We start from the raw sequence: 23,256 nt of genomic DNA, 5'->3' as shown, positions 1-23,256 counted from the left end.
TATTAATTAATTATTTTCTGATACAATGTACTCTTCTACAAATTCATCGTCATCATCAAAATCATTATCATCAATCGATACTCTTTCATTATCAATTGAAATACCAGCATTAATAATTTCTTTAATTCCTTTAGTAAAAGTAAATTTAGGAATTGTTTTCTCGGGAATAATTACAGTTTCACCCGTTTTAGGGTTAATTCCCTTACGTTCTGCACGTACACTAACCTTGAATTTTCCAATATTTCCTAAACGAACTTCTTTAGCTCGTGATAATTCAAGAATTAAAAAAGCTTCGTAAGTATCCATAAATGCTTTTGTTTGTTTTTTTTCAATATTTAACATTTTTGATAATTCATCTATCATTTGTGAACGTGTTTTGGCTTTAATTTTTGCATTCATAAGGCTTTGTTCTTTCTTTGAATTTAGTAAATGTTATTTTTATAATTAATTTTATAAAAATTAACCATTAAATAATAATTTATTTATTTTTAAAATTAAAGTAATTTAATTGCGCTTTCTAAGGCTAATGTTACCATTTTTTTAAAAGTATTAGCACGCTCTGCGGGTGATAGTGCATCACCTGTAATCAATGAATCACTAACTGTTAGTAAAGTTGCTGCATTTTTATTTAAAATTTGTGCATTTGCGAATAAACCAAATGATTCCATATCAACACAATCGGATTTAGTTCGATGAATAATTTCATCTAATGTTTGAAAATCATTATTATAAAACACATCAGAAGCATGACAAGTTGCTAATGATAATTCTAAATTTAATTCCTTCGCAGTATTTTTAATTAAATTATTAACTTCTCTTGATGGTAATAAAACCTTATCATCGCCAACTTGTGCACCAATCAGTGATGCGAATGTAGAATCACTATATGATTTTTCAACTAAAACCACATCATTAACATTCAAATCTTTTTTATATGAACCAGTTGAACCAACACGAATAATTGTTTCAACTTCATAAAATTTATATAATTCATATGAATAAATTCCGATCGAAGGAATTCCCATACCATGGCCCATAATTGATATTTTTTTGCCTTTATATGTTCCTGTATAGCATAGCATGCCACGAACTTCATTAACTAAAATTGCATTTTCTAAAAAAGTTTCAGCAATTCATTTAGCGCGCATTGGGTCCCCTGGCATTAGTACTACTTTAGCTATTTCTCCTAATTTAGCTTGATTATGTGCAGTCATATTTTATTCTCCTAAAAATAAATTTATTACGATATTTAATTTTATATTAAAAGGTTTTTATTTGATATAAAAATTATTTAAATTTTACTTTTTCAAATTCGTTTTCATCAAATACTTCTAAAAACTCACGTACTAAGTCAAAGGCTGCTTTTATATCTTTAACCGTTGCTACGCCAATTGGAGCATGTAAATAACGTTGTGGGATAGACAAACCAATTGTTAATACTCCACCATTAGGCCCATATTGCAATTCTTCAGCATCAGTCCCGCCTCCTCGTGCAACATATTTATATAAAGGAATGTTGTGTTTAATAGCTAATTCTTCAAAATATTTTACTAATTTAGGATTAACTAAAGTTCCACCATCTTTAATTCTAATACATACACCATCATTTAATTTTGTATCACCCTCTGGACACTTGTATGTATCGTGTGATGTTGTTGTATCAATAACAATCCCAATATCAGGTTTTACTTTTGAAACAACTGTTTTTGCGCCACGTAATCCAACTTCTTCTTGCACTGTTGCAGCAAAATAAGTTTGGTTGGGAATTACTTTGTCCTTTAAACTATGTATTAATAAATCTAAAACCGCAACACTTACACGATTATCAACAGCTTTACCAACAATATAATTTTCATCATAAAAATTTAAAGTTGGTCCTTCCATATAAACTTCCGTACCTATTTCAATTCCTAAATCAATAGCTTGTTGTTTTGAATTAAAACCGCAATCAACAAATAATTCTTTAACTGGAACTGCTTTACTGCGTGCTTCAGGTTCTAAGATATGAATTGAAGTATGGCCAAATACACCAGTATATTGACGTTGTTCATCAACATACACTTTTGCTACTGATCCAATAGCAATATTAGGCCATACACCACCTACCATTGATAATAGTAATTGACCATTATCAAGAATTTGTTGAACTACAAAACCAACTTCATCCATGTGTGTAGCAATTAAGATTTTAGGTCCTTTATTTGAATTTGTTTTTTTAAAAATAATTGAACCTAAATTATCACGTTCATAATCAACTCCCGCATCTTTTAATGATGCTTTTAGTTTGGAAGCAACACGTTCTTCATGACGTGACATACCATATATTTCCATATATTCAATTGCTTTATTTCTAATTTCTTTTTCGTTAAATTTACTCATAAATTACTCCTTCTTTAAAACATTTAAAGGAACATTATCAATGGTTTCAAGACCATCAAGAACTCCTTCTTCAATATATGATAAGCTAGCGCCCCCACCAGTAGATATAAAATTAATATATTTATCTAATCCTAGGTATTCAGCATGACTCGAAGTATCGATATCACATATAATTGTATAAGCGCCACGTGTTGTTTGTTTTGCCATTGATTTACATATTTCAGTAGTACCTTGTGCATAATTCTTAATATTTTCAATAACACCAAAGGGACCATTTAGTAAAATAGTTTTAGAACGATAAATTTCATGTTTAATAAATTTTAAACTTCTTTTACCAATATCTAAACCATATAACCCTTCAAGACCTTCATCTATTTTACGATAAATCGGTCTTGTATCACTAAAATCATTGTTACATAAAAAATCAAAACAAATTAAAATTTTTTTACCGTATTTTTCTAATATATTATTGCAATCATCAATCATATTGCGTTCTACTAAATTTAAACCAACGTTATACCCTTGAGCATATAAAAATGTATAGACTAATCCTCCCCCAATAATAACTTGATCAGCCCGTTCACATAATACTTCAATTGCTGCAATTTTATCAGCAACACGGTTACCACCTATTAAAGCTAAATACGGACTTTTAGGAACTTCTAAAGCAATATCTAGATGGTTAATTTCATTAACAATTAAAAAACCTAATGCACTTTTTTTAGCAAATTTAGCTGTTTGATAATTTGATGATAATTGTCGATGAGCAACTCCATATGCATCATCAATAAAAATATCCCCTAGCATTCCCCAAAACTGTCCTAAAATCTCTGAACCATCTCATTCAAGCCCAACATATTCACCTTCATCACTAATATCACAATAACGCGTATTTTCTAAAATTAAAATGTCTCTTTCTTCTAAATCATTAACCATTTGTACGACCGTTTCTCCATAATTTAAAGGTGAAAATACAACACGATTAACATTCTTGGATACACGATTACGGAGTTCATCAACAATAATTTCTAAACTATATTTACCACTTTGTTTATCTGCTAAGGTTTTAATTCGACCTAAATGACTTAAAATAACAATTTTAGCGTTATGATTAATTAAATAATTAATAGTTGGTAGTGATGCTCGTAATTTACGATCATTTAATATGCGTTTATTTTCATAATCAACAACAACATTTAAATCTAAATGTAAAACTATTGTTTTACCATTTACATCAAGATCTTTTATACTTTTTTTATTTAAACTATTCATTTTTAATACATCTGATCATATGGAGTTATTTTCATAATTGCCAAACCATTAGCTAAAACCTGTTTAACACATCATACTAATGTATAACGTTGTGCTGATAGAACTTTATTATTATCATTATTAATTTTAACATTTGCATAATAATTATGAAAAATTTGAGCTAAGTCATATAAATAATTACTAATTCGGTGTGGTTCACGATTATTTGCAGCATTAGCAATTGTTTGTTTATAGAAATGAAGTTGATTCAACAATTCACGTTCACGTGTTTCTGTTAATAGATCAGTTTTAAAATCTAATTCATAAACTTGTTTATTTAATACTTGATTGGCACGAGCATGTGCGTATTGAACATAATATAAAGGATTATTGTTATTTTTTGATAAGGCAATATCTACATCAATAATAACATGCGAATTCATAGATGATGACCCTAAAAATCAACGTAATGCATCTTTACCAATAATTTCAACTAAATCCTTGATTGTTAATGATTGTCCGCTCCTTTTTGAAAGTTTAAATTCTTGATTATTTTTAACTAATTTCATTACTTGAGCACAAACAATTTCTAAATTATTTGGATCATAACCTAAAGCATTCATTGCCGCTTTTAAACGCGCAATATAACCTAAATGATCTGTACCCCACACATCAATTAATTTAGTTGTATTTGTCTTATTAAATTTATAGTCATGATAAGCAATATCTGGTGTGAAATATGTATATGAACCATCAGATTTAATTAAAACACGATCTTTATCATCACCAAAAGTAGTTGTTTTTAATCACAAAGCACCATCTAGTGTATAAGTGTAAGGTTTTATTTTTGATAAAACTTCTAAAATACGTCCCGAATTTCGAATTCAATTTTCTGAAGTATAAGTATCAATGAATGTGTTAATTGATGCTAAATCGTTTTTAATTTCATTTAATAAGTATTTAACTGCAAAATTTTTAATTTCTTGATTAGCAATATCATCATCAATTTCATATTTTTCATTTAAACGTACATTAATAAATTGATTTTTATAAGTTTGGTATAAAGTTTGTGCAACTAAATGAATTTCTTGCCCATGGTAGGCATCTGCTGGTAATTGAATATTAATATTTTGTAATTGTAAATAACGAACTAACACTGACATTGCTAATTTATCAATTTGATTTCCAGCATCATTAATTCAATATTCAGTTTCTACATCATATCCATAAATTTTTAATAAATTAGCTAAAATATCACCATAAATAGCATTAGCAGCGTGAGCAATATGCAAATAACCTGTGGGGTTAGCTGAAACATATTCAATATTATAAGTGATATTCTTTTTAGAGAATTGACCAAATCTATCTTTTTCATAATAAATTTGTTTCAATAAATTTTCATGATCTTTTGCTTTTAATTTAAAATTTAAAAATCCAGGTGGCTGCAAATTAACTTCTAAAAACAAATCTTGTTCAAAATTATTAGCTATTTCTTTAGCTATTTCTAAAGAACTCTTATTATTTTTTTTACTTAAAATCATTGCTATGTTAGTATAAAAATCACCAAATTTAATATTTTTAGTTTTATCAACGAGAATCTTTGTCTCCTGTGTATCATGAATACCCATTTTCGCCAAAGCCTTATTTAATTCTTCACTTATTTTTTGTGTAATCATATTTAATTTATTCCTTAAACATAAACCATTTTTATAATTCTAGCACTTCTGAAAAATCTTAATATTAAAGAAAAAACCAACCAAAACATTCAAGTAATGGTTGGATTCATGTGCGTTTCTAATTTAGAAACTACGATATTTATTAGCCTCTTTAATTTTTTCTTTACGACGAATTCTTGGACTTAAATAATATTCGTGACGTTTAGAATCTTTTTTTGTTTCATTAGAAATACGTTTAAATTTCTTAAGAGCCTTTTCTAAATCGCCTTCAACGCTTACACCTCTTGACATAAATTCACCCACATTTCTGTTAAAAATAGATTATTTAAAATTATAATCCTTTTCCAGCATTAAATTCTAAAAACTTTAATATAAAATCATTTCAGAAAAATTCTTAGCGATTTTACGGCCAACTTTAGCACCATAAACATTATCTAAACAAACCAAGTCAGCAGTGATGTGAACTGATAAGTGACTTAAATATGTGCCTATTCCATAAAAATCAATTGCAGAATTGTGTTTATTAAAATTTTTAATACCATTTAAATCAATCCCACTTGAAGCAATTATTTTAATATGTTTTCCTCCATTATTATCTAAATATTCACGTACTAAAGCAATAAGATAAGGATTACAACCATGTAAATCACGATTACCAACATTATTAAAAGTCGATAATAAACTTTCATCAATTAAATCCTTAGCTGTATCAATTCGTACTGCAAACAAACGATCAAACATATATCGTAGTTGTTCAAGATCATTTAAAACATTGTTATTATAATCAATAACAGCAATTAAAGGATCGCTAGGAAAAGTTTGTGCAAACATTTCACATGCTAAATCAATCCGACCATTGTTTTGTTGAATTAAAGCATGTGGCATTGAGCCAATTACCTTACATTCATAATTAATATCTTTTAAAAATTCAACCTGCTTTTGCGTAACAAAGTATTGCATTCCACCAACAGCAGCAGCATACCCATCATATGGTTGTAAACTATAATCATCAGAACGATCACTCATATAAATTACTTTTTGTTCATCATTAATTAAATTTAAAACATTATAGCAATTCGTTGCTATAGAACTACGTCGTGCTAGAATTGAGTCAATAATATTTTCTAATCAGCCAAAAATTTCATATGGCCCTTCGATAACAAATAAAGCTTCTTTTGGTTTAATAACATGTCCATCTGGAACATAATATATTTTTAATTGTTTTAGTTCTTTTTTAGATAAACAAAACTCTAATAATGCTAAAACCTCACTTGTTCCACACACCATGATCGGTGTTTTGCTAAAGTGTGTAAATTGCATAATAACTGAATGATTTGGTGCATGCAATTCAATTATCTTGCATGTTTTAATAAAATAATGAGCAGTATAGGCACTATTTAATAAGTCTCGATCAAATTTAAAATCAATTAAACGTGTATTTGGAATAATTGGTCCCATAATTATTTTGAATTTTTTTCTTTCATAAACATATTATTAAAAGTATTGATAAAAATATAAATACAACTTGTAATAACTCAAGCTCATAACCCGCCTTTTAAAGCAACTCCAAATTCATCCACTGTTGCTTGTGTTAAAACAACAAAATTAGCGCGTGAATCTTGTTGTTTTAACAATAAAAGATGTTCTTTTAGTGATGAATATTGTATAGTTGTTGTAGTTGTTGCTCATATTCAAAAAATAATTGATAATACTAAAATTGCGCCCATAACGGATTGTCAAATAATTTCACTTTTATTTCATTCTTTTTCTAAATGAATCATTAAAATTCGTCAAACACTAAAAGCAATCGTAATAAATAATGAAAGCCCTGATCCAATGCCAATAGCATATTTTGATGCAATAGCTTCAAAACTTCCTATAATTGCTAAGGCAAATGTTAAAAAGGCAAAAGCAATAATTAAATAGTTCGCAATTTTGCGTTTTTTAATTGTTCCAAATAATAATTGAATCGTTGAACGATCTTTTTTTTCTTTTTTTAATCCCATAATTCTAACTTTTAAATCCTCCAAGATACCTAGAATATAAATAAATTATTTTTATTTATGATAAGTAATAATATAATTATTAATTATAACAAGTTTGATATTTTATTATCAAGCTGACTAAATAAGTTTTACGTTTAACTATTTTTTTATATAATTCAGCAATCAAGAGGATTTTTAAAATGAGTACAAAAGCATTTAACCCAAAAGACCGTGTTACCAAAACTGTCGTTTTAAGCGATTTTGATCAGCATCAAATTTATTCAAAAAAACATAAAAAAATGGACTTTAAAAAACGCGTTATTTTATCGATTTTTCTAATAATATTAACTTGCGGAGCAATTGTTTTATTAGTTTTTGTTATTACTGAATTATTTAGATTATTAAGTGCATAATTAATCTCTATTTTATGATTTTTAACAAAAAAACTAAACATTTATACATTCATATTCCATTTTGTAACTATATTTGTATATTTTCTGATTTTAAACGTATTTTAAAAACTCCTCAAACAAAAAAATTTTTTAAGAATTTTTTAGAAAATATTAAAATGCACATTAATAATTTTAAAATAAAGCAATTTAAAACAATCTACTTAGGCGGAGGTGTTCCAAATTGTTTAAACAATCAAGAATTAGAAATTTTATTAAAAACAATTTCTCCTTATGTTGATGATAATTGCGAATATACCATTGAATGTAATCCTGAATTAATAAATCAAACTCAAATTAATCTCTTCAAAAAATACAAAATTAATCGCATTAGTCTTAACGTTCAATCAATGAATAATGATGTGTTAAAACAAATGAATTTTATTCATACAAATCAAGATAGTAAAAAAGCGATTAATTTATTACATAAAAACGGATTGTATAATGTGTCTTGTGATTTTTTATTTTGCATATCAATCTTAACATTAAAAGACTTAGATGATGTTTTTAATTTTATTTTAAATCATAAAATTAATCATGTTAGTTTTTATAGTTTAGAAATTAAAGAACAGTCACTTTTAAAAAAGTACCATATTACTATCGATGAAGAAAAAGAAATTGAACAAATGAATTATATAATTAATAAATTTGCAGGATTAAATTTTCATCGTTATGAAGTATGTAATTGAACAAATAACTTCAGATATATTGCAAAACATAACTTAGCTTATTGACGAACTGAAGACTGGGCCGCAATAGGATGGGGAGCACATGGCTATGAAAAAAATATTGTATATTTTTTTGATGGATCTATAAAAAACCCTATATTAATTAAAAAAGTATTAACAAAACACGAATTATATCAACAAATTTTAATGATGGGTTTAAGGTTAAAAGATGGATTAAATCTAAATAAAAAAATTAATTATGAAGCTTATTCATATTTTAAAAATCAATTGAAACACGTTAGTATTAATAAAAAAAATCATCTTCTTATTGATGATTTAAATTTACTAAATTTAACTATTTTAGATATATTTTAATTAATAATAAACAAATCTAGTAAGAATTGTGTTGAACTTTTTAAGGATTCACTATTACTTAAACCAAAATATAAACCTAAAATCAAAATTAATAAAACAATAAAAATGATAGGAATTCAAATAAAATACATCAAAAAACGAATTGCCTCTATGTATTTAACTTCTCGTTTAGTTCAATACACTAAAATAAAATTATTAAATAATTTTACAAAACGATTGTGTTGTAATTCTCGTTGTTCACAACTAAATAAATTGATTGCCTTATTGTTATCTTCAATTAAATTTGTTTTTAATTTAATAATTTCCAATGTTTGACGTTCAATTAAATCTCATTCTTTAAATAATGCTAAATTATTTCTAATAATAAATTTACACATTATTTTATAAATTGGTTTATTAAGGTGATAAGATTGATAAAGAATTTGAATCAAATAAGGTATTAAAATAAAACAAGATGAACTTTGGTAATAATAATCAACTAAAGGCTGTTCTAAAATAATTTCTTTTTCTAAAATGTCATTAGCTATTTTTTTAACTTGATTTAATGGAATTTTAGAAATAATATCTCGGTTTTTGTTTAAAAAAACTTTTAAAATCATATAAATTTCTAAAATAATTTTTTTGTTTTGTTCATGAGTTTCTTTATTATTATCAATTCCATTAATAAATGTTTTTGATCACGCATCATAAAATGCTTTTTGGATTGGTTTTAGTTTGATTTGTAAATCAATTAAATTTCTAATTTGTTCCATATTTTTTGATTAAACCATATAATGCTTACTTAAACGTGATTTTTTTAATTTTTGTGTTTTAATAATGATTTTTTTATAAATTTCATCAATATTACTAATATCGCCTTCTTCTTTGATTGCTTTAAAAACAAAACCACGTCCATTACTTTGTTTTGGAATGATGTGTAAATGTGTGTGCATGATTACTTGACCAGCACTAGAATTTGAATTCATTAAATAATTAAAACCTAAAACATTAGGAAAAACTTCTTCTAAAACAAATGTCATATTTTTTGCTAAACGCATCATACCATCTAGATAAATAGGATCAGTTAGTGAAAAATTGCGATAATGTTTTTTAGGAATAATCAACATATGACCATCACTTGCAGGTTGAATGTCTAAAATTGCTATAGCAAATTCGTTTTCATCTATTATTTTTGAAATAATTTCACCTTTTAAAATTTTACAAAAAATGCAATCTTGCATCACTATCCTCCACTTTTCTTTTTATACCACTATTTAAAACTATTGCTTTCAATTTATTATAATCTACAACTAGAATAATTAATACTATAAAATTAATAATGAATAAAATTAAAAATAAAAATTGTAATAATAAAGTGCTTATAAGATATATTTTTTTTAATTTAGCTTCTTTAAAAATTTTATTAAAATCTTTAATTTGTTTTAACATTAGAATATGAGAAATAAAAGATGCAAAAATAAAAATTGTATAAATTACTATAAACAATACAAATCCAATTAAAGATGTGATGTTTAAAGCATTGGTAATTTCAGATTTATTTTTAAAGAAATCTAAAAAAACTTTTTTGTTAAGGAATTGAATTTCTTTGGGTTGTTTATAATCAATTATTTTAATTAGTGCACGAACAAAATTCCTTTTTTGTGTTAAAAGATCAAAATCAATCTTTTTAAAATCATCAATTAAATCAGGATTTTGTTGAATAATATCAATAATTTTTTGATTGTCCTCAAGATTTTTTATGTAGTCATAATTATTTAAAAAAACTTCAAATAATTGATTATTATTTTTAATAATATTAAACAAATTATCATCAACTATAAATTTATTTAAATCAACTGTTTTATAAAATTCTATTATTTGCTTTCATTCTTGTAAAGTTAAATTCTTAGTAAAATTATTAATTAATACTGAATATTTAATAGCCAACATTAAAATATTATTTTCTTTATCATTTTCTAAGCTTGTCTTTATAATATTAAATAAATTATCATCTACATGATAGAGATCTTTTAACATTTGAGGATTAGCTTTAATAACTTCTATATATTTTTCGTTAGTTTTTAAGTGATCAATTAAATTTTGGTGTTTTTTAATTAAATCTAATAATTCAGGTAAATTTTGTATCTGTTTAATTAATTCTTTATTATTTTGAACAAATTTTAAAATTTCAGGTTGCTTGCTAAGAATTTCAGCAAATGGCTTATATTCAACAATTTGTTTTAAAAATTCGCGGTTATCATTAAGTGTTTTTAAGATCTGTGGATTGTTTTTAATAACATCTAAAATTTCAGGTTCGTTTTGTAAATCTTTAATCAAATTCTTATTTTTAATAATAAAATCAAAAATTTCTTCTAAATTTTTAAAAGGTTTGATCTGAATATTTGTTAAATATTTTAATTGTGGACTAGCATCATAAATCTTTTTTTTAATAAAATCAATAATTGTTTGAACATTACCTGAAATAATTCATAAAATCAAAAAAGTAATTAATATTAAAACAAAAAAGAAAATAAAAATTTGAAAGTTTAAATGACGTTTCCTTTTTTTAAAGATTTGATCAAACATAAACATCTCCTGTCTATAAATAAATAATAATGTAAAAAATTATTTTTATAATTTTAAACTAATTTACATAAATATTTGTTTTTTAAGGCAACAATAGCGGGAATTGAAATTATATATAATACAAAATTAATTGCCATTGAACCAAAAGTTACCAAAGAATTATAAATCATAGAAGGAATAAAAGCAGTATTGTAAAAAAGTGTTCCTTGAATACTATAGCCCATTCAAACAATAAAATAACCAATGATTGAAAAGCTAAAAATTAATAAATAGGATAAAAATATTTGCTTTTTAATTGACTGACATGACTTTTTAACAATAATTAAAATGACATCCGTAAATAAAATTAAACCAAAACCATAATGTGGCATTAAATATCCAAAGAAGGGCTCAGCACTAAAACCAATTGCTAACATCACTAACGGCGCAATAATATAATACATTAATTTATAATAAAAATTGGGAATACAAACGATTGCTAAAACAAAAATTCCCATTTGCAATTGTCAACTAAAACCATTTAAAAAATCTAAATTTTTAGTTAAAAAACGACCAATTAAAAATAATGCAAGAAAAAATGCTGTTAAAACTAAATTAAAAATAATCAATTTTACACTTTGAGACCTAAAATTAAAATATCTTTTTAATGTTTCTTTAGTAGAAATTGATTGATCGTTATCTTTTTTAAAATACTGAAAATGAAATTTTTTGTTTTTATTGATCATAATAATAAATTATAAATAATTAAGATAAGATATATAAAATTTTACTAAATTATTAACTTTTTAAATCTTTATTATTTATACAAAGAAAAAACTTAATGTTTTTTTATAACATTAAGTTTTTTTAATTTTAATGGGGCGATTAACGGGACTCGAACCCGCGAAAATACCTGAGCCACAATCAGGCGTGTTAACCAACTTCACCATAACCGCCATATAACCATATAATTATAACATTATAGTTATCTTTTTATTGATTATTTTTAAGAAAACGAAAATTGACTTTTTTAATACGCTCGCCCTGCATAACAAATTTTTTTTCATATTCGGTAGGAATATTTTTTAATAATTCAACATTGTTAACAAGTGTGTATAAATTATAAGTTAAAAATAAAATTTCATACTTTGTTAAATCCTTTAGCAATACATCATAAATAGTATACATAAATAAATTTTCATTATCTGTTTTAAATTCAACAAGAGCATTTTGTTTTAAAATAACTGCAAACTTCTCTAAAAAACACGGATGTGTCAGTCGTTTTTTTGCATGACGTTTTTTAGGTCAGGGGTCAGAAAAATTTAAATAAATTTTATCTACACTTTCAGAATTTAATAATTCTAAAATTTTATTTGCGTCAAAACAAATCATTGCTAAATTATCTAATTTATGTTTTAAAGCTTTTTTGTGAGCTTTAACAATTACTGTTGGAAATTTTTCAATACCTAAATAATTAATTTGTTGGTTTCGTAAGGCATTTTCAATAATAAAATCACCCTTACCCATTCCAATTTCAATATAAAGAGGCAATTCAGGATTTTTAAAAATTTTTCCTAAATTATCTTTTAAAAGGTGTGGATCATTAATTATATATTCGTGTTGTGATTTTAAATAAAGTGGAGCATTGGCATTATTTCGTAAACGCATAAAAATTACTCAAATTTCTTATGAGGTTCATATTTGAATAAATCTTTAAAATTATTTTGCCGCACTACTTCATAGATTCCCATAGCAACACTATTAGCAATATTTAAACTTCTCAAATTAATGCTTGTAGGAATACGGATCCAATTATGAGGATATTTTTTTAAAATATTATGATCTATCCCTGTTGATTCTTTACCAAAAACTAAATATACATTATGTTGAATTATATTTTGATATTGATAATCGCACGGAGTTTTAGTACCATATCTAGTAAAAAAATATATTTCATCACCACTAATGTTGTTTTTATTAATAAATTCATTAAAATCATCATATTCATATAATTTTAAGGCATTTAAATGATTGGTTGAGGCACGTATAAAATCTTTGTGAAAACGTTTTTTATCTAAAATAAATCCATATGGTCTAACAAGATGTAAATTTGCATCAAAACCTACACACATACGAGCGATATTACCAGTGTTTAAAATAATTTCTGGTTCAAATAAAACAATATTTAACATAACATTATTTCACCTTTTGTTTTAAGTCAGTAAGAGTTTTTAATAAATTTGCGTGTTCTTTTTTTAAATTAATTAATTTATTTTTTTCTTTAATTATTAATTGAGCAGGGGCTTTGTTGATAAAACCTGAATTATTTAATAAATTAGTTGCTCGTTGAATTTCGTTTTCCAAATAGTTTAACTGTTCACTAGCTTTTTTCATTTGAAAAACATAATCAATCGGTTTTTCATACGAAGTTTTAAGAATAAAATCATCAATAACTAGCTCATAAGTATAATTATTAGAACTTGTTTTTTTAATTTCATTTATTTCAGCATTAACTAAGATTAATAACAAATTAACTAATTTTATCTTTGATTTATAAAATGCATCATTGGGTGATATTAATTCAAAACAAAGATTGATTCTATTATTAATATTTTCTTCTAATCGTAGCTTTCTAATTTCTAAAATAATTTTCGCAATCTTATCTATAATTATTGTTTCAAACTCAAAATTAATTATTGGATATTCTTGTAATAATATTGAATTATTTGTTTGATTTAAACATAATCAAATTTCTTCGCTAATATTAGGAGCAAAAGGCTGTAGCATGATTAAAATTTTATTAAATACATAGCGAATTGTTTTAATTGTTTCATTTTTTAATGTTAAATCTTGTAATAAAACTTTTGTGTACTCTAAATAATAACTCGCAAAAGTATTTCAGATAAAATCATATAAATATTTTGTAGCAACAACTAGATTATATTTATCCATATTTTTATTAATTTCCAAGGTTAATTTTGATAATTCAGTCAATATTCATTTATTGACGTCACAAAATTTATCAACATCTTCAAAATTAAGATTATCGTTAATTTCATCTAAATTTTCAATATATTTAGCAATATTTCAAATTTTATTTAAATAATTTCAATTAGCGCCTAATCGTTCTGTTGAAAAATTTAAATCTTCACCAATTGTTGTACATGATGCAAAAAATAAACGCATAGCATCTAATCCATATTTATCAATAATGTCAAAAGGATCAATACCATTCCCTAATGATTTTGACATCTTACGTCCCTGTGAATCACGAATTAAACCATGAATTAAAACATCCTTAAAAGGTTTTTTTTCAACCAAATATTGGCTAAAGTTCATCATTCTTGAGACTCAAAAAAATAAAATATCCATACCTGTAACTATTAAAGATGTAGGGAAATAACGGTCAAAAAAATGACTATTATAATTTCATTTTGTCGTTAATAAAGGTCACATTCCACTTGAAAACCAAGTATCTAAAACATCTTCATCCTGAATTCAATTTTCTAAATCCTTTGGGGGAATAGTGTCACAATAAATTTGATTAGTTTTTTTATGATATCAAACAGGTATCTGATGACCTCATCATAATTGCCTTGAAATACATCAATCTTCTGTATTTTTTAATCATGTAAGTAAAGTCTTATTAAAACGATTTGGATAAAAATCTACTTTATTATTACAATCATCTTGCATTTTGATTGTATCTTTTATTAAACTATCCATTTTAATAAATCATTGATGTGATAAATAAGGTTCAACAATTTCATTAGTTCTCTCACTAAAACCAACGCTGGTTCGATAAGATTCTACTTTTAATAAATGATTATTTTTCTGTAATTTATCAATTATTAAAGAACGAGCTTCTAATCGATCTAAACCCTTAAATTCCCCACATTTTTCATTTAAAGTACCATCAGCGTTCATAATATTAATAATTTCTAAATTATGTTTTTTAGCTAATTCATAGTCATTAAAATCGTGAGCAGGCGTACACTTCATCACTCCTGTTCCAAATTCAATATCAATATAATCATCCAAAATAACAGTCATTTCTATATTATTAATTGGATTAATAAAAATTTTATTATGTAAATGAAAATAACGTTTATCTTTAGGATTTATAACTAAATATTTATCACCAAACATAGTTTCAGGGCGTGAAGTGGCTACAACAACAAAATCCTTTTGATCTTGACTTAAATATTTTATATAATACAGTTTTTGTTCAACTTCTTTATGAATCACTTCAATATTACTAATTGCCGTTTTTAATTGAATATCTCAATTAACTAATTTTTTATCACGATAAATAATATGTTCATTAAACATTTTTACAAAAACTTCGCGCACTGTTTGAACAACTATTGGATCTAATGTAAATAAATAATTACTATAATCTAAACCCAAACCTAAAGCATTTCATTGTTTATGAATATAATTAATTTGTTCATCTTTTCAAATTTTTAACTTTTCTAAAAACAGTTCTCGCCCTAAATTGAAACGATTGGTTTGTGCGTTTACTTTTAAATTTTTTTCAAATTTTGTCTGTGTTGCGATCCCTGCATGGTCTGTCCCAGGAATAATAAAGGAATCATATCCTTTTAGTTTCTTATAACGCATTAAAATATCAGATAAGGTAAAATCATAGGCATGTCCAATATGTAAATGACCTGTAACATTAGGAGGGGGCAAAACAATTGTGAAAGGTTTTTTTGTACTATTTATTTGAGCTTTAAATAAATTATTTTCTTGTCAAAACAATAATTTATTAGCTTCAACCTCTTTGAATGAATACTTCTTACTTAATTTCTTCTTCACTACTCATCTTCTCCTCTTTTTTTGAAAGTATTTTTTCTTGTTTTGCTTGGATTACAACTTTTTTCATTAACGCAAATAATGTGATAATATTTATATTATTTTGTGCAGAAACACATAATAAACGATCGGTGCTAATATTTAAAAATTTAGCTATTTTATGCTTGTTATTATTAAAATATGATTTATTAACTTTATCTAATTTATTTAAAACAACAAAATGAGCGTATTTTTGATTCTCAAAATATCGACTCATTTCTACATCATCATTTGTTAATACGTTAATATCGCAAATTTGAAAAACAGCACACAAGTTTTGGCGATACCCTAAATATTGATCAATAATGGCTGCTAAATCCGTTTGTTTTTCTTTACTAACTTTTGCAAACCCATATCCCGGTAAATCAACCAATCTAAAATTATTGAAATCAAAAAAATTTACTAACTGTGTTCTTCCAGGCGTATTTGAAGTCCTTGCAATTTTTTTATTTGCTAATGCATTAATTAAACTTGACTTACCGACATTTGATCTACCAATTACACATATTTCAAACTGCTTATCAATTGGATATTGGTCAAAATAGTGTGCAGATTTAATAAATTTTGCCATATATTTATTTTTGTTTTACTGCCCGATTATAAATCTCATTAATTTGTGACTCACTTGGCTTACGTCCTACTTGTTGATAAATCATACGAATTGTATCCTTTGAAATTGGTGGATTCTTCTTCAATTGGCGTTTCATAATTTTCATCGAAATAAAATAACCGATAATAAGTCCTGCGATTAAAAATAAAACAATTCCAATACCTAAGCCAACTGCTAATGAATGTGTATGTGCATTAGCATTATCTAAATCTGCTTTAGTAACAACATCTGAAGCTTCATGAATAACTGATTTAAAAACATCAGAAACTTTAAATATAAAACTTGAAAAATTCATAACTACCCCTAAAAAAAATTACTTTTTATTTACTTAATTGACATTATTAAATATAATATTTAGTCATACAGTTATATATTATAATAAATGACTAAGTTAAATTTTAATAATTTTCTTATAGTTTAATTTAAAAACCAATGGAGGTTTTAAGTGAAAAAAAATAATGAAAATCAAACCGACTCCTTTATGTCATTTGATCCAGAAAATATAAATCCATCAACAGGTCTAAATGATGAGCAGGTTTTAAAAAGTCGTCAAATTTATGGTTTTAATGAAATCAAAAAGAAAAAAAAATCCCACATTATTACAAAATTTTTAAAGCAGTTTTTAGATTTTATGGTTATTTTACTTGTAATCGCTGCTGCTGTTACTTTAGCTTTAGTGATTATTAAACCTCCTCATGATACAGCTGAATTAGTTGTTCAATATGTAGAATTTGGAATAATATGTTTTATTTTATTGTTAAATGCAATTTTTGGTACCATTCAAGAAGTGAAAGCTGAAAAAAATACGGATGCATTGTCTAAATTAGCGTCTCATCAGGTCAAAGTATTACGTAATAATCAAATTAGAATTATTAATTCTAACCAAGTTGTAATGGGTGATGTTTTGATTTTAGAAGCTGGTGATCAAGTCCCAGCTGATGCTTTATTAGTGAACAGCTCATCACTTGAAGTAGATGAAGCTATTTTAACAGGAGAATCTTTACCAGTTGTAAAAAATGCCAAGGCAATTGTTAAAAAAAATACAGTAATTGGCGACTGTTTAAATCAAATTTTTTCTGGAACATATATTACTAATGGAACAGCAAAAGCAATTGTTACTAATATCGGTATGAATACTGAAATTGGTAAAATAGCCAAATTAATTAATGATCAAAAAACTAAATTAACGCCTTTACAAAAAAAAATTAATAAGTTATCTAAAATTATAGGTCTATTTGCTTCTATTTTATGTATTGCAGTATTTATTATTTATATTTATTTAATTGGAGATGGAAATTGAAATATTAGTTGACATCCCGCTTTAATAATGGCTATTTCATTATCTATAGCAGCTATTCCTGAAGGAATTGTGGCAATTGTAACAATTGTTTTATCATTCGGTATTAAAGAAATGGCAAAACAAAATGCTTTAATTAAACGTTTGCCAGCTGTTGAAACTCTAGGAAGTGCTAATGTTATTTGTTCTGATAAAACAGGAACCTTAACACAAAACAAAATGACTGTTACTAAAGTTTTCACTAATAAATTAAAAATAACAGATTTAATTGATAATGAGAGTGTTTTTAATTTAATTAAATGAGCTACTATAGCAAATAATGGAATTAAAAATTTTAATGAAAAAAAACAAGAATATGAGTTTATTGGCGACCCTACAGAAACTTGTATCATTGAAGCTGCTTTAAAATTAAACATAGATAAATATAAATTAGATCAAGAATTTATTAGAATTCATGAATTTCCATTTGATTCAACTCGAAAATTAATGAGTGTTGTTGTAAAACATCAAAGTGATTATTATTTAATTACTAAAGGAGCAATTGATGCTATTGACAAAATTGTTCAAAATCCAATTACAAAAGATGTTTATGAAGCAAATGATTTTTTAAGTAAACAAGCTTTAAGAATTTTATGTGTTGCAATTAAAAAACTATCATCTATACCAACTAATTTTAACCAAGATGAACTTGAAAAATGTTTAGAATTTGTTGGTCTAATCGGTATGATAGATCCGCCTCGTCCTGAAACACAAGAGGCAGTAAAAATTGCTATTAAAGCTGGAATCCGTCCGATAATGATTACTGGCGATCATATTAATACAGCATCAGCCATTGCTAAACAAGTTGGTATTTTAAACGAAGGACAAGAAGTTTTGAATGGTAATGAATTGAATATGATGAGTGATAATGAATTAATAAATAATATTGATCGTTATAGTGTTTATGCCCGAGTTTCTCCAACAGATAAAATCCGTATTGTTAAAGCTTGACAGCACCATGATAAAGTAGTAAGTATGACTGGAGATGGTGTCAATGATGCACCTGCACTAAAAGCTGCTGACATTGGATGCGCAATGGGTATAACTGGAACTGATGTTTCAAAAGCATCAAGTGATATGATATTAATTGATGATAATTTCGCAACAATTATTAATGCTGTTAGTTTAGGACGTTCTATTATGGACAACATTAAACGTATTATTGTTTTATTATTGATCACTAATTTATCTGGATTAGTTTCATTAATATTTGGAATTATTATTCTAGGAATTAATCCTATGTCATCACTACAAATATTATGAATTAATGTAATTGCTGAAACTTTACCTGGAATAGCATTAGGGTTACATTTAGCGGATGTTAATTTAATGCGACACAAACCATTAAAAAAATCAGCACCGATTGTTAATAAAAGAATGTGAGCTACTATTTTTACCAATGGTTTTTTTGTTGGTTTAATTTCTATTTTATTATTTTATTTAGGAGCTTCTTCACACTTTAATTTTGACTTTATGCTAATGAGAAACGAGTTTAAAGAACTTACTAATCTTGAAAAGATATATCAAGACACATGAAGTTGATTTGGGCAAAATCACGAAATTTCCAATATTATTCATGAAAAAATTTTAACCATAAAAACAGCGATTATGGCTGGTTCGTCTTTAACATTTGTTTTTATGGGAATGAGCTTAACGTTTAATGCATTAAGCTTAAGAACAAATCATTCAGTATTCGTTAATTTTTGAGAAAACTGTAAATACGTTGTTTATTCAATATTAATATCAATAGTTATGATTATTGTTATCGCTTATACTCCTCATTTAAATCAAATATTCAATATGAATCCATACAACATAAACGGTTATGAGTGATTTAATATTCTTCCATTTGTTCTTTTTGCAATACCTTTAAGTATTTTTGAAATTATCAAATATTTTAGATATTTAAAACTACGTAGTACTTTTGATTATAAAAATAAAACTTATGCATTATTAAACCAAGAAATACAATCAACAAATTTAAAAATTAATAATACAAAAATTAGTTATGAAAAACAGTATTACAAGGCATTGTTGAATAATTTAATTATTAAAAGAAAAATTTTAATAAATAAATGCCATAAAGAAATATAAAAATAAACCTAACTAACTTTAATAATAAAGTTAGTTTTTTAAAAAGGTAAATGATTTTATTAAATTCATACCTAACTTTAAATAAACATTTAAATTGAATTTTTGTGTAGAAATATAATATAATTCATATTAGTCAATATCTGTATTTATATAAAGAACTAATATATATATATATATATATGATATTAAAACTAATGGATATTTTACATTATGAAAATAAATTTTAAAAGAACTTTTTTATTATCATTTATAGGAGTTATAGTTACACCAATTCCTATAATTTTGAGTTGCTCATTAACAAAAATTAAAAAAGAAGACAATAAAAATTTCTTTAATCTTTATTTGAAAATTAAAGAAGAAGCTAGTTCTAAAGTTGATTTTGTTCTTAAAAATAATCATAAATACAATTATCTTCTTAATAAAGCAGATATAATCAATAATTATATTAATTACTTGGTGAATTTAAATTTAAATGAAAATAGTGAGAATGAATTATTAGCATTTACTTATTATGAATTATATAAATTAATAAAAGATTTTAATTATCTTTTAAAAGAAAAAACACAAGAATATGAATCATGATTAATTAAAATTGATAACTTTGTTAAATTAATAAAAAAAAGACAAGCCGATTTTTTAAATTTTAAAAATAAAAACAAAATTATTCATGATATCGATCATATCAAAAATAATATTGAAGAAATTTTAACTAATTATAATCAAATTCCTGATAATGAAAATATTGATGATATCAAATTAAGATATAAAAAAATGATTGAATCATACGATGGTCTTTATAAAAAAACAATTAATGATGAAGCTAATAAAATCAAAAATATTAAATCTGATGTTAAAAATTTAAAACATAATTATTTTGAAAAAATTGATAATGGTGAAGAATATTATAAGTTATACAATAGAGAAATTATGGAATTATTTCATGAAGCTAATCAACTTCATGAAAATATTTCTTCAGTACTACAGAGTATATTAAACAGAAAATTAATTGAAAATAAAATCGATAATATTAAAAGAGAAATCCAAGAACATAAAAAAGTTTCACAATATATTAAACAAAATGGCCACAAAAATAATCAAGATTTTTGAGATACATGAAAAGAAGATATTTTAGGTAAAAAGTTTATATATCAAACTTTAATGGATAATACTAATGTTGCTATTTGATATGGATTAGCATTAAAAATTGAAGATTTAGCAAAACAAAAATTTATAAACACTAAATCTCTAGAATTAAAACAATTAATAGAAAAATGAAAATTATATGGTCAAGCACTTATTAGAGATAGTTTAGACGCAGCCAATTTTTCGGGTCTATTTTTTACTATTAAGTCCAAAACTTCAATGTTAGATAATTGACAACCATCAATAGATCCTAATTCTCTTTCAAAAAAAGGTAAATACTACCTCTTAATTAAAAAATTAAAAGATTTAACAAACGAAATTGAGAAAAAAGCACGTAATGCTAATCAAAAACTTTCTAGATTTTATGATAGCGTTGTCAAAGATGATGTTGAGCAAATTGTTCCATATATTAAAGCCGTTGGTTATGGTTTTTATCCCCAAGAAGAATTTGGTGAATTAATGTATTGATCTAATTACTATTTAAATCAATTACCAGATGTTTTTCAATATTATAAAGAAAAGATAATTAAACCTATTATTGATCAAATTAAATCAAAAAGTGATTCAGCAAACGATGTTTCAAAATTAGAAGAACTTTATAATTTTAAATATCATTACACTAATATCTATGAACCTTTTAATCAAAAAAGAGATAATTTTTATTATTATTCTGACTATAAAACAGATGATAAAGGTGAAAAAATTAAAAATAGTGATGAAATGTTTATATTAACAAAACAAGTTCCTAATCATTTAAAAAATGAATATGATACAGCAAGATTGTTTTTTAGAATAGAGAGAACAATTGGTGAAATATGTAAAAAATACGCGTTAACTAATCCTTTAGAGTAAAACATTATTAATAATCATGTTTTATAAAAATAAATTCAATCTTAGACATAAATATATTAATTTTGGTGTTAATTCGGATTTTTAAAATAACTCTATCATCTTCATAACTCTCTATTAGTTTTTCATAACTAATTGATGTTAAAATTTGCTTTGCAAATTTAGTATTTTTTAGCTTATAAACAACTTTATAGTAAAAATATTTTTGTAAAATTATTATTTCACAGTTATCTATAATTTCTTTAGCACATTGTGAATAAGCACGAATTAATCCTCCAGTGCCTAATTTAATGCCACCAAAATAACGTACAACAAATATAATCACATTGGTTAATGATTTGATCTTAATGATATTTAAAATAGGTATTCCAGCTGTTCCATTTGGTTCACCATCATCATATGCTTTCATATAATTAAATTCACGACCTATCACATAAGCAAAACAAATGTGCGTTGCATCGTAATATTGTTCTTTATATTTTTTAAATAATGATTGAACTTCATTTTTATCGCTAATAGGTTCAACGATCGTTATAAATTTTGATTTTTTAATAATTTTTATATTTTTTTGGGTATATGCAATTGTTTTAAATGACATTTGTTTTTTTAAATTCTTCCAAATCTATGCAAATTTGTTGGACTTCTATAATTGTTAAGTTTAAATATAATTGTTTATTTAAAATAAAATCAAGAATATTAATAATATACTTATAAGATAATTCTTTTTGATTACGTAGTCATTTTAATAAATTTAAACTATAATTATTGATAATTTTTATATGAATACAAAAGACAACTAAAACACTAAAAATTAATACAACACCAACTAAACTAACCAAAGGATTAAAATAATTTGATAAACCAAATACTAATAAAAAAATAAAAATTATTAATGAAGTCAAAAAAGCAAATGCATATTTCTTTATAAAATATGTCTTATTTTTATAGGTTTTATCATTAACATAATCAATAACTTGCTGTATGTAATTGTTCATATTTTTATACTTCTTTTCTAATTAAATTATAATAAAAAGAAATAA

Annotated in this window: 23 protein-coding genes and 1 tRNA gene; 4 read left to right on the top strand and 20 right to left on the bottom strand. The window is 24.7% G+C overall.

Going from position 1 to position 23,256, the window contains the following annotated elements; translation table 4 throughout:
• Positions 1-6 precede the first annotated feature (6 nt).
• The 8 genes from UPA3_RS01470 to UPA3_RS01435 all read right to left on the bottom strand — a co-directional run bounded on the left by UPA3_RS01470 (position 7) and on the right by UPA3_RS01435 (position 7,312).
• Complete coding sequence (locus tag UPA3_RS01470) at positions 7-399, bottom strand: HU family DNA-binding protein (protein ID WP_006688857.1); 393 nt, start codon at positions 397-399, stop codon at positions 7-9.
• 95 nt (positions 400-494) lie between these two features.
• The gene (gene deoD / locus UPA3_RS01465; protein WP_006688887.1) at positions 495-1,214 is read right to left on the bottom strand and encodes a purine-nucleoside phosphorylase; all 720 of its coding nucleotides are present in this window, start codon (positions 1,212-1,214) and stop codon (positions 495-497) included.
• Between the two features lie 73 nt (positions 1,215-1,287).
• Positions 1,288-2,379 carry a M42 family metallopeptidase gene (locus UPA3_RS01460; protein ID WP_006688850.1) on the bottom strand — a complete coding sequence of 364 codons (1,092 nt, stop codon included), beginning with the start codon at positions 2,377-2,379 and terminating at the stop codon, positions 1,288-1,290.
• Positions 2,380-2,382: 3 nt separating this feature from the next.
• Positions 2,383-3,651, bottom strand: a complete 1,269-nt coding sequence (locus UPA3_RS01455; protein WP_006688945.1) for a phosphoglycerate kinase — start codon at positions 3,649-3,651, stop codon at positions 2,383-2,385.
• A 2-nt stretch (positions 3,652-3,653) separates the two neighbouring features.
• A complete protein-coding gene (argS, locus tag UPA3_RS01450) occupies positions 3,654-5,306 on the bottom strand; it encodes an arginine--tRNA ligase (protein ID WP_006688892.1) in 1,653 nt (550 codons plus the stop codon).
• Between the two features lie 123 nt (positions 5,307-5,429).
• Positions 5,430-5,597 carry a 30S ribosomal protein S21 gene (gene rpsU, locus UPA3_RS01445; RefSeq protein WP_006688933.1) on the bottom strand — a complete coding sequence of 56 codons (168 nt, stop codon included), beginning with the start codon at positions 5,595-5,597 and terminating at the stop codon, positions 5,430-5,432.
• Between the two features lie 75 nt (positions 5,598-5,672).
• Complete coding sequence (locus UPA3_RS01440) at positions 5,673-6,764, bottom strand: nicotinate phosphoribosyltransferase (RefSeq protein WP_006688913.1); 1,092 nt, start codon at positions 6,762-6,764, stop codon at positions 5,673-5,675.
• A gap of 2 nt (positions 6,765-6,766) precedes the next feature.
• Positions 6,767-7,312, bottom strand: coding sequence for a hypothetical protein (locus tag UPA3_RS01435; RefSeq protein WP_006688849.1), 546 nt, complete (start codon positions 7,310-7,312; stop codon positions 6,767-6,769).
• Between the two features lie 179 nt (positions 7,313-7,491).
• On the opposite strand from UPA3_RS01435, the gene UPA3_RS01430 reads away from it, so the two are divergent.
• The gene (locus UPA3_RS01430; RefSeq protein ID WP_006688920.1) at positions 7,492-7,704 is read left to right on the top strand and encodes a hypothetical protein; all 213 of its coding nucleotides are present in this window, start codon (positions 7,492-7,494) and stop codon (positions 7,702-7,704) included.
• Positions 7,705-7,718: 14 nt separating this feature from the next.
• The gene (locus UPA3_RS01425; protein WP_006688870.1) at positions 7,719-8,783 is read left to right on the top strand and encodes a coproporphyrinogen III oxidase family protein; all 1,065 of its coding nucleotides are present in this window, start codon (positions 7,719-7,721) and stop codon (positions 8,781-8,783) included.
• Here the strand turns inward: UPA3_RS01425 and UPA3_RS01420 are convergent.
• From UPA3_RS01420 to UPA3_RS01375, 10 genes are all read right to left on the bottom strand, one after another.
• On the bottom strand, positions 8,780-9,535 hold the full coding sequence (locus UPA3_RS01420) for a hypothetical protein (RefSeq protein ID WP_006688961.1): 756 nt from the start codon (positions 9,533-9,535) through the stop codon (positions 8,780-8,782). The two genes, UPA3_RS01425 and UPA3_RS01420, sit on opposite strands and share 4 nt — an antisense overlap.
• A gap of 9 nt (positions 9,536-9,544) precedes the next feature.
• A complete protein-coding gene (locus tag UPA3_RS01415; RefSeq protein ID WP_006688907.1) occupies positions 9,545-10,003 on the bottom strand; it encodes an HIT family protein in 459 nt (152 codons plus the stop codon).
• Positions 9,981-11,348, bottom strand: coding sequence for a hypothetical protein (locus tag UPA3_RS01410; RefSeq protein WP_006688836.1), 1,368 nt, complete (start codon positions 11,346-11,348; stop codon positions 9,981-9,983). Before UPA3_RS01410 ends, UPA3_RS01415 begins: the two co-directional genes overlap by 23 nt.
• A 53-nt stretch (positions 11,349-11,401) precedes the next feature.
• The gene (locus UPA3_RS01405) at positions 11,402-12,073 is read right to left on the bottom strand and encodes a hypothetical protein (protein WP_006688847.1); all 672 of its coding nucleotides are present in this window, start codon (positions 12,071-12,073) and stop codon (positions 11,402-11,404) included.
• A 131-nt stretch (positions 12,074-12,204) separates the two neighbouring features.
• Positions 12,205-12,283: transfer RNA gene (locus UPA3_RS01400), tRNA-His, on the bottom strand.
• A 37-nt stretch (positions 12,284-12,320) separates the two neighbouring features.
• Positions 12,321-12,995: a tRNA (guanosine(46)-N7)-methyltransferase TrmB gene (gene trmB / locus UPA3_RS01395; protein WP_006688874.1), complete on the bottom strand. Its 675-nt coding sequence runs from the start codon at positions 12,993-12,995 to the stop codon at positions 12,321-12,323.
• Positions 12,996-13,000: 5 nt separating this feature from the next.
• On the bottom strand, positions 13,001-13,519 hold the full coding sequence (locus tag UPA3_RS01390) for a tRNA (cytidine(34)-2'-O)-methyltransferase (RefSeq protein ID WP_006688833.1): 519 nt from the start codon (positions 13,517-13,519) through the stop codon (positions 13,001-13,003).
• Between the two features lie 4 nt (positions 13,520-13,523).
• Positions 13,524-16,148, bottom strand: coding sequence for a valine--tRNA ligase (locus UPA3_RS01385; protein ID WP_006688900.1), 2,625 nt, complete (start codon positions 16,146-16,148; stop codon positions 13,524-13,526).
• The gene (gene yihA / locus UPA3_RS01380) at positions 16,129-16,755 is read right to left on the bottom strand and encodes a ribosome biogenesis GTP-binding protein YihA/YsxC (RefSeq protein ID WP_006688825.1); all 627 of its coding nucleotides are present in this window, start codon (positions 16,753-16,755) and stop codon (positions 16,129-16,131) included. Before yihA ends, UPA3_RS01385 begins: the two co-directional genes overlap by 20 nt.
• 4 nt (positions 16,756-16,759) lie before the next feature.
• Positions 16,760-17,089 (bottom strand): YneF family protein, encoded by a 330-nt coding sequence (locus UPA3_RS01375; protein WP_010891717.1) that lies wholly within the window; start codon positions 17,087-17,089, stop codon positions 16,760-16,762.
• A gap of 150 nt (positions 17,090-17,239) precedes the next feature.
• On the opposite strand from UPA3_RS01375, the gene UPA3_RS01370 reads away from it, so the two are divergent.
• Complete coding sequence (locus UPA3_RS01370; RefSeq protein WP_012316988.1) at positions 17,240-20,224, top strand: cation-translocating P-type ATPase; 2,985 nt, start codon at positions 17,240-17,242, stop codon at positions 20,222-20,224.
• A 210-nt stretch (positions 20,225-20,434) separates the two neighbouring features.
• Positions 20,435-22,219, top strand: a complete 1,785-nt coding sequence (locus UPA3_RS01365; RefSeq protein ID WP_006688877.1) for a membrane protein — start codon at positions 20,435-20,437, stop codon at positions 22,217-22,219.
• Between the two features lie 7 nt (positions 22,220-22,226).
• Here the strand turns inward: UPA3_RS01365 and UPA3_RS01360 are convergent, their stop codons facing one another.
• Together UPA3_RS01360 and UPA3_RS01355 are read right to left on the bottom strand one after the other, a co-directional pair.
• Entirely contained in the window at positions 22,227-22,814 is a 588-nt protein-coding gene (locus tag UPA3_RS01360; protein WP_010891715.1) for an IMPACT family protein, read from the bottom strand.
• Complete coding sequence (locus UPA3_RS01355) at positions 22,804-23,211, bottom strand: hypothetical protein (RefSeq protein WP_006688902.1); 408 nt, start codon at positions 23,209-23,211, stop codon at positions 22,804-22,806. The genes UPA3_RS01360 and UPA3_RS01355 overlap by 11 nt, the downstream gene beginning before the upstream one ends.
• Positions 23,212-23,256: the final 45 nt, after the last annotated feature.

It is taken from the genome of Ureaplasma parvum serovar 3 str. ATCC 27815 (genome assembly GCF_000019345.1).
Taxonomy (GTDB): domain Bacteria; phylum Bacillota_I; class Bacilli_A; order Mycoplasmatales; family Mycoplasmoidaceae; genus Ureaplasma; species Ureaplasma parvum.
This window is presented reverse-complemented; position numbering and strand designations above follow the sequence as displayed.